Raw genomic sequence first — 12,742 nt, forward strand, 5'->3', positions numbered from 1 at the left:
TCTCTAAGCTCTATTCCTCAATATTTACAACATGATTCCCATCAAAGAAGTATAAACATTTCTCTTTCACAGGATGTTTTAAGCTTTTCTCGAGTGCTTTTGCATATAGTGAAAGCTGCACTTTGTATCGGTCTTCTAAAGTTGGTTTCGCTTGATCAAATCCGCCTAGGAACTTTCCTTCAATCGTATCTGTTTTAAAGTCGATTAAAGTAATTCCATCTTCCTCTTCGATCATGCAGTCGATAACCCCTTGGACAAGTATTGATTCGCCTTTCTTCCCTTGCCAATCTTGATACGCCTCTTCTGCTGCAAGCATCATCGTAAATGGTACTTCACGCTCAACACTTTTTGCTGCTAATACCCTTTTACCTAAGTCACTGTCAAAGAATGAAATTACTTTTTCAATCGCTATTTCTTCAGCTTGTTCAAATGTTAATAGTTCTTTATTTACCATTCTTGCAATTTGCTCTTGAAGAACTTCAATCGTAATTGGTTTCTTCAAATCTACATGCTGCATAACGGCATGGACTGCTGTCCCTCGCTCTGCGTACGTTAGTCCTTTTTTCTCCATAAAGCGTGGACGTGTTTTAATTGGTGCACGAAGTTTTTTAATAAAGGCGTTATCGCTACCTTCTTCAGATTGATAATTTCTCTTTATTTCTGTAACAGACTGTTTCGCACGGTGAGATGTTGCGTCCTCATACCCGTATTTCCACATTAATCTGTCGTACACTTCTTCTTTCCGTTCACTTTCTAACGGAACAGCTTTTTTATCGCGAAGCGCTTCTAATAACTCTTGTTTCTCTTCTTGAACTGGTTCTGGTGCAAGTAGATCTTTTCCTTCAACAACTTCTACTTTCCAGCTAGCACTATATTCATAAATTTCACCTGGAATATTTCCTTGTCCTAATTCAAGCAGCATTTCACTATCACGGTGTCTATATAATGAAGGTGCAATCCAGTCTAAATAACATGACGCTCCGGCACGTATATGGTCTGGTAATAACCATTCACTATGCTCTCTTGCATCGAGCCATTTTTCCATTTCTTTATTTGCATCTTTAACCGTTCCAATTAAAATTAACTTCTCTTTTGCACGTGTTAACGCTACGTATAGTACGCGCATTTCTTCCGCAATTAATTCCATCTTCATTTTACGCTTAATCGCTAGTTGCGATAATGTCGTATATTTAATTCGTTTACGAGGATCGATAAATTGTGAACCGAAACCGAAATCTTTATGAAGTAAGAAACGCTTCATTAAATCTTGTGTATTAAAACGGCGACCAAGTCCAGCTACAAATACGACTGGGAACTCTAGCCCTTTACTTTTATGAATCGTCATAATGCGAACAACATCTTCTTGTTCTCCAAGAGCTCTCGCCGTTCCCATATCATCTCCGCGTTCTAAAATACGCTCAATAAAACGTAAGAAGCGGAATAATCCTCTAAACGATGTTGCTTCATATTGTCTTGCGCGGTCATATAGTACGCGTAAGTTTGCCTGCCTTTGCTTTCCGGCTGGTAAACCGCCGACAAAGTCGTAATAGCCTGTCTCACCGTACACTTTCCAAATTAAATCGGAAAGCGATTGTTGACGCGCAAATTCACGCCACCCTTGCAGTAAGTTATAAAACCACTCTAATTTATCATGCAGTTCTTGTTCTTCTTCAAGCGGCGCTCCCTTTAAGAATGAGCTCATCACTTCATAAAACGAGCCTTTCTTTCCGTGAGCACGAAGCGTCGCAAGTTCTTCGTCGTTTAGTCCAACGATCGGTGAACGAAGTACAGCTGCAAGCGGAATATCTTGCACCGGATTATCAATAACGCGGAATACGTTCATCATAATATTTACTTCTGTCGCTTCAAAGTAACCAGTCGCAAGGTCAGCATATACTGGAATTCCTTGTAGTTTTAACTCTTCCATAATTTGCGGCGCCCATGGCATGGAGCGAAGTAAAATAACGAAATCACGGTATTGTACAGGGCGCATACTATCCGTTTTACGATCATACACTTCATAATCTGAATCAACCATCGCTTTAATACGCTGCGCCATAAGACGAGCTTCAAGCTGCGCTTTTTCTACTTCGGCACCTTCTTCACCGTCTTGCACTTCTTCCTCAGTTTGCTGAATGCATAGTAGTTCTGCCGCTACATCTTCACCTGCTGGATAGCTAGCACCTAGCTTTAATTCAGCGTCAGCATCATAATCGATTTCTCCGACTTCTTCGCCCATAATTTGTTTGAAGATAAAGTTCGTACCTGCTAGCACTTCATGACGGCTACGGAAGTTTTTCGCTAAGTCAATCTTCATTCCGCCGTCCAATCCTTCTTGTGTGAAACGTTTATATTTTCCTAAGAATAAACCAGGCTCTGCTAGTCGGAAACGATAGATTGACTGTTTTACGTCACCAACCATGAACAAGTTTCCTTCACTCTCAGAATCTTTCGTTACAAATTTAATAATTGATTCCTGTACGAAATTCGTATCTTGATATTCATCGACTAGTACTTCAGCAAATTTATTACGATATTGAAGTGCTACTGCTGACGGCTTCATTTCACCGTCTTCACTTTGCTCACTTAAAATTTGCAAACAGAAATGCTCTAAATCTGTGAAATCGACCATTCCTTTATCTCGCTTAATCGCTTGGAAACGCTCTGTAAATACTTTTACAAGCTTCACGAGTTTTTCTAATACAGGATGCATATCTTGAAAATCTCGTAAGAAACTTTCAGGTCTGCGGCTAAATAGCTCTTCCTGTAATTTCTTCACTTCATCTTTCGCTTTATTACGAAGAGAATCTACTTGTTTTACAACATCTTCATTGTAATCACTTTTCTTAATACGCTTTAATGTTTGCCACGATACATTTTGCATCGCTTCATAAACGCTTGTCCACGACCCACGAGCTGCTGATGATAACATTCCAAGTAAAGCTAAATCCGCTTGTAAAATTTCAACGCGAGGCGCTGGACCATCAGGAAGCATTGCGAGTTCAGTCGCCTTACGAATATGCTTTTCCGCTGTTTCAAGCTGAAACTTCACATCTTCTAATAAGTAAGAAGCGTACACTAAATCTTCAATCGTCTTTCCTTCAACGTCGTATGCTTCTACTAATTTATCAAGCCACTTCTCCGGGTTTGGATGTGCTCTTGATTCTGTATGAAGCGCTAAAATCATTCGTTGTAAGTCATCGTCACTACGGTCACTCGTATAACGATCAACTAATTCAAAGAAAATACTATTATCTTCGATTCCATATTCTTCTTCTAATATGTCATCTAGCACTTCTTCTTTTAATAACTCATTTTCTGTTTGGTTCCCAATACGAAAACGAGGATCGACATCAAGCATGTAATAATATCCTCTAATAACTTGTAAACAAAATGAATGAATGGTAGAAATGGAAGCTTTATTTAATAAGCTAAGCTGCTTTCTTATATGCTGTGAACCTGTCCCATCAATTAATACTTTTTCTAACGCTTCCCCAATTCGATTTTTCATTTCTTGCGCCGCTGCATTCGTAAATGTTACAACGAGCAGGCGGTCGACATCGACTGGATTTTCCTCACTTATAATCTTTTTAATAATACGTTCAACTAATACCGCTGTTTTCCCTGATCCAGCTGCCGCTGCGACTAAAATATCACGTCCGTTCGCTACAACCGCTTTCCACTGGTCATCTGTCCATTGACTACCTTCTGGTTTCTGAGGCCAATTTTCTATCATTCTCCGCCAACCTCCTCTCTAATTTTCTCCATTGCTTCGCTATCTTTCATATCTTTTAACGTACGGAATTGATTATCTTCAAGTGATTCATCAAATTGACAAACCGATTTGAAGTTACAGAACGTACATGCCGCTTTATTCCCCTTTTTGTAAGGAGCAATATCGATAACACCTTCTGTAATGTCTTTTCCGATATTTTCAAACGAGTGGTGTACATATTTTTGAAGTACGTTAAACTCTTGTTCACTTGCAATGCTAGAACGCGCACTAAAACTACCATCTTTTTTCAGACCAGCAGAAATAATATCAGAGCTTCCTGTTGAAAGTTTATTATCCATTAAACGAACAACGTCAGCATCTCCTAGTACGAGCCCTTTCATTTTAAATTTCTTTAAAATTTCTTTCTCAATTTCTTCTTCAGATGCATCGCCTTTCATCTCAACAATCGGGTTATGAATATGGAAATACAATACACCCGCCGGTGATGCAGTACTGCCCTTTTTCATCCACGTATGTGCATTTGAAGTAACAACATCTAAATACGTTAACATTTGAAGTGCGAGTCCGTAATACACTTCTGTTAAATCTAACGCTTTCGAGCTTGATTTATAATCAATAATACGAAGGAACGTACCACTCTCATCTTCCGCCTTATCAACACGGTCAATACGGCCAACTACTTCCATCTTCACACCATTTGGTAACGCAAATTCCATTGGCGGAAGCGATCCAGTCCCGCCCATACCGAACGGTACTTCTAAATCAACTGGTACAAAGCCACTCGACTTCGCATGTTCACGAAGAATAAGTGATGTACGGAAAATGATTTGTTGTAGTTTTTGTTTTAAATAGAAATGACGGTTCGAACTTAATAAAATTTGTCTTTGTAATAATGGTGCAATTTCTTCTATTACTAAAGCAGAAAGGTGCTCACACTCTTTTATTGATAAATCCGCCCAAGTACGATTTTCACGTAATAGCTTGTCTGCAATTCTCTTCAGCGCTGCATGGAATAGTTCACCGATATCTGGCGCATCAAGTTTGAAAATATCACGCTCTCTTAGCGATAAACCGTGCTGAGCAAAATGAGCGTACGCACAGCGATTAAATAGTTCCATACGAGAAACGCTTCCCTTAATTGTATCTCCATATAAATCCCTACTTACATCTGTACTTAGTTTCTGTGCACGATTTCGGTAGAATAAACTTGATAACACACGGCTACTTTTTTGCTTCCATTCATCTGAAGTAACGTAGAAGTTATATACGTCCCACCAAAAGTCTAAATTGCCTTCAAATCCGTAGCGCTTCCACGTTTGCAGTTGCTGCATGACGTAAGACAAAGTTACTTCTGGCGTTGCTACATATGAAATTTGTTCCGAACGTGATAAGTCATTTACATCATTCGTAATAAACGATTCTTTCACATCAGGGAACATTCTTTTTATTTTCTTAATAAAACTAGAAGCAAGTAACGTCTTTCCTTCTTCATCCGCAAGCGGACAGGAAATGTATAACTTCTCAGATGCTCTCGTCACCATTTGATACATAACGAACTGTTCTTCTAATAAAGTTTGTCTCGTCGTTGGTGCTAATTCGATACCTGCAGCGGTGAGAACATTTCTTTCCTCATCAGAAAGCATACCTTCATCCATGGGCGCTGCTGGAATCACTCCTTCATTTACGCCAATAATGAACGCCGCTTTAACATCTGATAATCTAGAATGATCAATATTAGCAACTAACACTTGATCTAGTGACGGCGGAATGTTCGCAAATTGAAGTGCCTCAAGACCCGTCGTCATTACATCAGTAAACATAGACAGAGACATCTTCTCTTCGCCAAGCATCTCAACGAACGTATCAAGAAGGCTCATCACTTCTTCCCATACTTGCTCATGGTCTGTCGCAAATAAGAAATCTCCGCTTTCTTCTGCACGAATACGTAATGCCTCTAGTTTTTTCGGAACGTCAAGCTCCTCTAAAAATAAATATACCGCTTCGCACATTTGCATAACTGTTCCAGCACGCTTCAGTCTTTTTTGCATACGAATAACTGGCGTTCTTACAACGTCGCGAAGTCGATTTATTTTCTCTTCCATTTCACGCTCACTGTCTGTTATCATTTCGCTCGCATCATCAAGAGAACGATAACGACGATACATCCACGGATCTTCAGAAGTCCATCTCTTCCCTTGTACACCGTACGCTAAACAGTAGTTTTCGAACTCATCCATCTCTTCGCGCATCGCTTCTTTTCTTACGTCTAGTGGATATAAAAGTTCTGTTTTCACACAGCGGAACACTGCATCATAACGCCAATTCCCGCTAATAATCTCTAAAGCCGAACGAATACATTCTACTAGCGGATGATGTGACATCGGGCGTTTTTCATCGATGAAATGCGGGATATTATAATCCGTAAATAACGTTCGCATTACATCGTAATAACTTTCTCCGTTACGAAGAAGGACTGCGATATCTCGGTAACGATAGTCTTCAGTCGCCACAAGTCTTCGAATTTCACGAGCAACACCTTCTACTTCAGCTCGTAAATTAGCTGCTGTACTAATTGTCACACTCGCTTCACCGTGAAACTTTTCATTTGGACGCGCTTCATAATGCATTTCTAAATGCGCTAATGCTTGCGAATGAAAACGCGGCTGTCCCATAAGTGGAATTGTTTTTTCAACTTCTATTTTCTCTTCACGCGCTACTTGTTTTATTCTTTCATACGTTAACGTCGTTTCATAAAATAAATCTAGTTCATTCACTGGCTGCGCTAACGTTTTTTCATCTATCGTTAATGTTATTGTTACTCTAGTTCCTAATCTCATTAGCCCTCTAACAATTTCTAGCTCTTGAGGAGAAAATGAATGGAATCCATCTATATAAATTTCCGCGCCTTTTACATACTCAGAGTCTGAAAGCTTCTCAATTAATAATTGTAAGTAGTCTTCTGAATCTAAATATTTTCCGATTAAAGCACGTTCAAAATCATCATATAGTAACTGTAAATCATACACTTTATTCGCTAATAGCTTTTGCTCTGCACTACTGCTATGCGCGTCTAATTGTTGCCACATTTCATATACGTTAGAAGGCGTCACATTGTAACGTTTAAACTCCGCAATCATACTACCAAGATGTTCAAAGAAACCGTTTTGCTCCGCTGCTTTTTGAAACACAGATAGTCCATCTTTACGAGACTCTACAATTTTACGAAGCAACATATGTACACCAGCTTCATCAATATGAAGACGACTCGCTCCGCCAACTTCTTGCAGCACCTTCCAAGCTAATCGCGAAAAACTAAAAACTTGCGCCCGAATAGAACCTCTTACATCTTCGCTACCAATTAACGCCTGCTGCGTTTGGAATGTCATCTGTTCTGGCACAAGATATAATATTGTTTTCCCTCTTGGGCGCTGTTTCAACTCTTCTTGCACTTCGTGTAAACAAAGTGTACTTTTTCCACTTCCAGCTCTACCAATCACAAATCGAAGTGACATGTAACCCCACCTTTCACTTACATAACGAACGTTAGTTTGCTACCATAATTGTATTATAGGACACGAAAAAAGACAAACTGAGCTGTTTGTCTTTTCCTATACTTCATTTTATTATATCAGCCTTTTGAAAAATTCGTTTGTACCTCTCGAATCGGCCAATATCGTAAATCAACTTTACCGACAACTGTATCAGCTTTCACAAAGCCAAAGTGCCTACTATCCCAGCTACCAAGGCGGTTGTCACCAACTACAAAAATAGAACCAGGTGGTACAAACTTTTCTTCCGTTAACTCTTCTAGTTTAAAATCGCCTGTTAATTGCCGTCCATTTGTCTCTTTCTTATACGTCTCTAAATAAGGTTCCTCCACGAATTGTCCGTTTATATATAGTTTATCATGCTTATATTCGATATGATCCCCAGGTAAACCGATAACCCGCTTTACATAGTCCTCTTTTTTATTCGCATGAAAAACGACGACATCAAATCGATTCAAGTCCCCTACTTGATAACTCACCTTATTCACAACGAGCATATTTCCATCTTGCAATGTCGGCATCATTGACTTCCCCTCCACAACGTACGTTGAAAAGAAAAACGTTCGAAAAAATACAGCTAATAGTACACCAATTAAAATTGTTCTTATCCACTCTAGCCCTTCTTTTTTCAAAGTTTTCTTCATTCGCTTCTCCCCTCGCCCTTTAATAATGAAGCTTTTCTTTACAAAGAAGACTTTTCCTAATGTAATTCTAACTTTACTTCAATTTTTTTACCGACATACCATAAAATAAAAATAACAACGCCAACAATAACCGATTTCACCGGCTTATGAATAAATGACACTAAATCATGACCGATATACGTTAAAATAAAGATCATCACAAGCTTTCCGAATGCTAATGCTAGTCCAAACTGCTTTACGCTAACGCGAGACAAACCAGCTACAACGTTTATAAGCGCAGATGGTGTAAACGGAAAACAAAATATAACAAAGATTGGCGCGAATCCTTTTCTTTCAATCCATCCCATCGCTTTTCGCACTCTCTCATGCTTATTTACAAAAGAAAAGAAACGACTTCGTCCAAAGCTACGAATAATGAAAAATACAAGCATTGCACCAATTACTGACCCAAGCCATGAATAAAGAAAACCGAACCAAAAGCCAAATGCAACAGCATTCGCCAACACAAACACAATGAGTGGCAATGCCGGAATAAGCGCCTCTATCATCGGTAAGCCAATACCGAGAAGCGGTCCGAACGCACGATAACTTTCAACAATATGATCCATATTTTCTGGTGAAAAATACTCTTTGATTGTCTGAAAATCCATTCTACACTTTACTCCTTTATCCTAATTATTACCTCTACTGTATCATTGCTTAAATGAAAGAGGAAATGGTAGATATGACATATGGAGATGTATTTATTAAAGTTTCCATATCTTTCGTTAGAATTCCTTCCTTATCACGCTATGATAATCTTTCAATATTCGACAACGTTTGTTATACGTTTGGTTTTTTGAGGAACAATATTTTTTGATGATTTTCTGAATACATCGACCACAATTTGATTTTTATCAGCGATTTTTCAAATTTATCGATCACAACTCAATTTTTATCAGCGATTTCTCGAATTTATCGACCACAACTCAATTTTTATCGGCAATTTTTCGAATTTATCGACTTTCCGACAAAAACGGACAAATAAAAAGGATGGGGGTCTCCCCATCCTTTCACACTTCGCTTTCCTTCACAAAATACACTTTCTCATATGCTGGTGTTAATTTAGATTCTTCATTTTTATCGATCTCTTTAAAGCAAGGATTCCCTTGTTTTTTCTTACGGTCTTCATATTCTGTCCGCAATTTCGCTGTACGATTTTGCTGATTTTCAAAGCTACTTTTTGACATTTCTAGTTTCACAGCGAAACCATTTATAAATCTAATAATAAGATTTCCATCTTTTAATTCTTTATTACCTTCAATATGAAAATGAGACAACCACGCACACTCTTTTCGAGAATAAGAATACGTAGGGAAAAAATAAAGTTGATCTGTCGGGCTAATTGCGATAGGAGCTTTATGTGTAATACGAGTTAACTCCTTCGTTCCTTCTTTTCTTCCAAAGAAACTAGAACCATGTTTCCGGCAACTTCTCTCTATAATATCAAGAGGCTTTTGAAATACGAAAAAAGAATCTTCCATTTCAACAATTCGCGTAACAACTTTCTTTTCTCCTAGAACAACAGGAAGTAAGGCCATTGTATTTTTACTTATAACATAGTTTTCGACATAACGTTCTACTTTACTTTCCATAGTCTACTATCTGCTACTAAAAATATAGACAAATGTATATCCTTAGAGTATGTAGTTTTTGCATGCTAAGAATATTTTCATCTATATCCACTCTTTTGTTAGTAACAGATTTTTCACCTCTCTTTTTTAAATTTTCGATCGCTATTTAATTTCCCTTCTTCATTTCCCTTTTATAGTAGCATCTACGAAAAGGAAATGGTTTACATTCTACGATTCTTTACAAATACTTATAATAAATCAACCACACTATAAATTAATTAATAATAATATAAGAATAATAAAGAAACAAATTATATAAAAAGAGGATTCTATATACGAAAAAAGAATTTATATTATTTGTAATATGTTTAACAAATTATATTTCCCATATAATTACAGTGATTAATTTTGCTATAATTAAAATATAAAGTGAAACTTTAATCAGTGGGTGTTTTGTTCATCCCCCACTGATTATTAGCCTTTACCAATCGGGCTTTTACGGGCAGCAGGGCTCCCACCTAACTTCTTTGCTCCACCTGAATTTTGAGGTGGGAGTTTTACTGCCCACAAATAGCGGGATAAATCAAATATACGGAGGTCTCTCATGGAAGAAAAGCAAGATCATCCAACAATTCAAATGAAAAATAGTAGCATTGTTATCGTAAAAAATTCAGCGAGTATTATATTCGGTTTATTTTTTATTTTACTGTTCTTCGCGAAGCCTTTTCGTAAATCTAAATGTCCAGAATGTAAGAAACGTGAAAAGAAAAAAGCTGTGAAAGAACACTAAAAGGCCTTCCTTTACGGAAAGCCTTTTTACATACTGATTATCAGTTCATATTCAACAAAAAAAAGGATGGCATAAGCCATCCTTTTTTCTATAATAAACTATAAAATTATAGTTTGATTACGTTTTTAGCTTGAGGTCCACGGTTGCCATCTTCGATTTCGAAGCTAACTTTTTGGCCTTCTTCTAAAGATTTGAAACCGTCAGTTTCGATTGCAGAGAAATGTACGAATACATCGTTTTCGCCTGGAACTTCGATGAAACCGAAGCCTTTTTCGTTGTTAAACCATTTTACTTGTCCTGTAACTGTCATAATTATTTCCTCCTAAGAAAATACATTTTATTATTTAGTCTTCATGTATAAAAAAAGAATCCACACATTATCAAATACGAAACATAAACTAGTTCTCACATACTTTTTCCCGTTTGTTTTCGGCATTTGATAATATATGGATTGCTTAATTTAATTATTCAACTGGTATTATCATAGCATACTTAAAATAGAATGTACAATCCTTTTTGAAAATAAAATTTCTAAATTTTAGTATTTCTTATACAATATAATCACACCTATTCTAATAAGGAGGCGTATATGGCAGAAATAATCCCTGAAAAAACATTAAAGAGAATTGAAAAAGATATTGAAAATAACAACCTTGGAAAAGCAAGAGATAGATTACACGGACTGATCGCTACTTATCCGAATGAATTAGAACTTAGAAAAAAACTCGGTGATATTTACTTTACATTACAATACCCAGAAATGGCTGGACGGTATTGGTATCTTGAAAAAGAGAAAACAGATGTTATGCACGCGGCATGTCTACAATTTGAACAATCGATGGGAAACGATCCTTATCATATTGTACGTGCTTTAAAATTCAAAGGAGATCATGACGTTATTACAGGACTACACACCGAACATCCTTTACAGCCATTGCAGAAAAAAGTGGTAGAAGAACTAATTGATGATTATGAAGAAACATGGAAAGACAAACTATTTACATGGGGCTGTCTAGCATTATTCGCATTCCTTCTTTTTACTGCTATCGTTGGTATATTCACTATATTAGATTGGATATTTTAAATAGAAGTAGATGCCTATAACAGGCACCTACTTCTATCATTATTTCGTAAACTGTTCTTCTTCCGTAGATCCTTTTAAAGCAGTCGTTGATGAAGTACCGCCCGTAATTACTTGTGCTACTTCATCAAAGTATCCTGTTCCTACTTCGCGTTGATGGCGCGTTGCAGAGTAACCATCTTTTTCTGCTGCGAACTCTGCCTGTTGTAATTCAGAGTACGCTGCCATGCCGCGCTCTTTATAACCACGCGCTAATTCAAACATGCCGTAATTTAATGAATGGAATCCAGCAAGCGTTACGAACTGGAATTTATAACCGTACGATGCAATTTCTTTTTGGAAGCTTGCAATCGTTTTTTCATCTAGTTTTTGTTTCCAGTTAAATGAAGGGGAACAGTTGTAAGCGAGTAGCTTCCCTGGATATTTCTTATGAATTGCGTCCGCAAAGCGTTTTGCATCTTCTAAATTTGGCTCCGACGTTTCACACCAAACGAGATCTGCATACGGCGCATACGCTAAACCACGTGCAATTGCTTGATCAAGACCTGCTTTCGTACGATAAAACCCTTCTGGCGTTCTTTCACCTGTAATAAACTCTTGATCAACTGGATCGATATCGCTCGTAATTAAATCTGCCGCATCTGCATCTGTTCTTGCGACGATAATTGTTGGTACGCCCATTACATCCGCAGCAAGACGTGCCGAAATTAAATTACGCACCGCTGTTTGCGTCGGTAATAATACTTTTCCGCCTAAATGCCCGCATTTTTTCTCTGAAGATAATTGGTCTTCAAAGTGCACACCAGATGCACCCGCTTCAATCATCCCTTTCATTAATTCGAATACGTTTAACTGTCCACCGAACCCAGCTTCAGCATCCGCCACAATTGGGACGAAATAATCCGTATCACCGCTACCTTCCATATGCTGAATTTGATCAGCACGTTGAAGTGTTTGGTTAATTCGCTTTACAACAGCTGGTACACTGTTCGCTGGGTATAAGCTTTGGTCAGGATACATATGTCCAGAAAGGTTCGCATCTGCCGCTACTTGCCAACCGCTTAAATAAATTGCTTTTAATCCAGCCTTCACTTGTTGCATCGCTTGGTTTCCTGTTAATGCCCCAAGTGCATTAATATAATCTTCTGTATGAAGTGATTTCCAAAGCTTCTCTGCACCGCAGCGCGCTAACGTATGTTCAATATCAATCGATCCGCGCAAACGAATTACATCTTCAGCTGTATATGGACGTGTGATCCCTTTCCAGCGTGTATCTAATTCCCAGCTTTCTTGCAATTTATCAATTCTTTCGTTTTTCATATGTTCCATC

General features: G+C 37.9%; 9 protein-coding genes and 1 pseudogene. 2 read left to right on the forward strand and 8 right to left on the reverse strand.

From position 1 onward, the window contains the following. Positions 1-10 precede the first annotated feature (10 nt). From addA to MKX77_RS18515, 6 genes and pseudogenes are all read right to left on the reverse strand, one after another. Positions 11-3,736 carry a helicase-exonuclease AddAB subunit AddA gene (gene addA / locus MKX77_RS18490; RefSeq protein ID WP_341307436.1) on the reverse strand — a complete coding sequence of 1,242 codons (3,726 nt, stop codon included), beginning with the start codon at positions 3,734-3,736 and terminating at the stop codon, positions 11-13. Continuing rightward, entirely contained in the window at positions 3,733-7,248 is a 3,516-nt protein-coding gene (gene addB, locus MKX77_RS18495) for a helicase-exonuclease AddAB subunit AddB (RefSeq protein ID WP_341307437.1), read from the reverse strand. Before addB ends, addA begins: the two co-directional genes overlap by 4 nt. Before the next feature lie 116 nt (positions 7,249-7,364). Further along, entirely contained in the window at positions 7,365-7,928 is a 564-nt protein-coding gene (gene lepB, locus MKX77_RS18500) for a signal peptidase I (RefSeq protein WP_341307438.1), read from the reverse strand. 56 nt (positions 7,929-7,984) lie between these two features. Next, positions 7,985-8,578: a TVP38/TMEM64 family protein gene (locus MKX77_RS18505; RefSeq protein ID WP_002158925.1), complete on the reverse strand. Its 594-nt coding sequence runs from the start codon at positions 8,576-8,578 to the stop codon at positions 7,985-7,987. 402 nt (positions 8,579-8,980) lie between these two features. Then, entirely contained in the window at positions 8,981-9,562 is a 582-nt protein-coding gene (locus MKX77_RS18510; protein WP_215555532.1) for a competence protein ComK, read from the reverse strand. 49 nt (positions 9,563-9,611) lie between these two features. Further along, positions 9,612-9,698, reverse strand: a pseudogene (locus MKX77_RS18515) (RNA-guided endonuclease TnpB family protein); the annotation flags it as partial. A gap of 447 nt (positions 9,699-10,145) precedes the next feature. Between MKX77_RS18515 and MKX77_RS18520 the strand changes: the two are divergent. Continuing rightward, positions 10,146-10,331 (forward strand): hypothetical protein, encoded by a 186-nt coding sequence (locus tag MKX77_RS18520; RefSeq protein WP_002011281.1) that lies wholly within the window; start codon positions 10,146-10,148, stop codon positions 10,329-10,331. 106 nt (positions 10,332-10,437) lie between these two features. Here the strand turns inward: MKX77_RS18520 and cspA are convergent, their stop codons facing one another. Further along, positions 10,438-10,641, reverse strand: a complete 204-nt coding sequence (cspA, locus tag MKX77_RS18525) for an RNA chaperone/antiterminator CspA (protein WP_002011282.1) — start codon at positions 10,639-10,641, stop codon at positions 10,438-10,440. Between the two features lie 279 nt (positions 10,642-10,920). On the opposite strand from cspA, the gene MKX77_RS18530 reads away from it, so the two are divergent. Next, entirely contained in the window at positions 10,921-11,415 is a 495-nt protein-coding gene (locus MKX77_RS18530) for a DUF6584 family protein (protein ID WP_341307439.1), read from the forward strand. Between the two features lie 39 nt (positions 11,416-11,454). On the opposite strand, the gene aceA is transcribed toward MKX77_RS18530, so the two are convergent. Then, positions 11,455-12,732 (reverse strand): isocitrate lyase, encoded by a 1,278-nt coding sequence (gene aceA / locus MKX77_RS18535; protein ID WP_002149914.1) that lies wholly within the window; start codon positions 12,730-12,732, stop codon positions 11,455-11,457. Positions 12,733-12,742 lie beyond the last annotated feature (10 nt).

This window comes from Bacillus sp. FSL R9-9410 (genome assembly GCF_038050385.1).
Classification (GTDB): Bacteria; Bacillota; Bacilli; order Bacillales; family Bacillaceae_G; genus Bacillus_A; species Bacillus_A cereus_U.

Coding starts and splice junctions, on each gene's coding strand:
- MKX77_RS18505 (WP_002158925.1), bottom strand. CDS start 8,578: ATGGATTTTCAGACAATCAAAGAGTATTTTTCACCAGAAAATATGGAT.
- MKX77_RS18510 (WP_215555532.1), bottom strand. CDS start 9,562: ATGGAAAGTAAAGTAGAACGTTATGTCGAAAACTATGTTATAAGTAAA.
- addB (WP_341307437.1), bottom strand. CDS start 7,248: ATGTCACTTCGATTTGTGATTGGTAGAGCTGGAAGTGGAAAAAGTACA.
- MKX77_RS18530 (WP_341307439.1), top strand. CDS start 10,921: ATGGCAGAAATAATCCCTGAAAAAACATTAAAGAGAATTGAAAAAGAT.
- aceA (WP_002149914.1), bottom strand. CDS start 12,732: ATGAAAAACGAAAGAATTGATAAATTGCAAGAAAGCTGGGAATTAGAT.
- lepB (WP_341307438.1), bottom strand. CDS start 7,928: ATGAAGAAAACTTTGAAAAAAGAAGGGCTAGAGTGGATAAGAACAATT.
- MKX77_RS18520 (WP_002011281.1), top strand. CDS start 10,146: ATGGAAGAAAAGCAAGATCATCCAACAATTCAAATGAAAAATAGTAGC.
- addA (WP_341307436.1), bottom strand. CDS start 3,736: ATGATAGAAAATTGGCCTCAGAAACCAGAAGGTAGTCAATGGACAGAT.
- cspA (WP_002011282.1), bottom strand. CDS start 10,641: ATGACAGTTACAGGACAAGTAAAATGGTTTAACAACGAAAAAGGCTTC.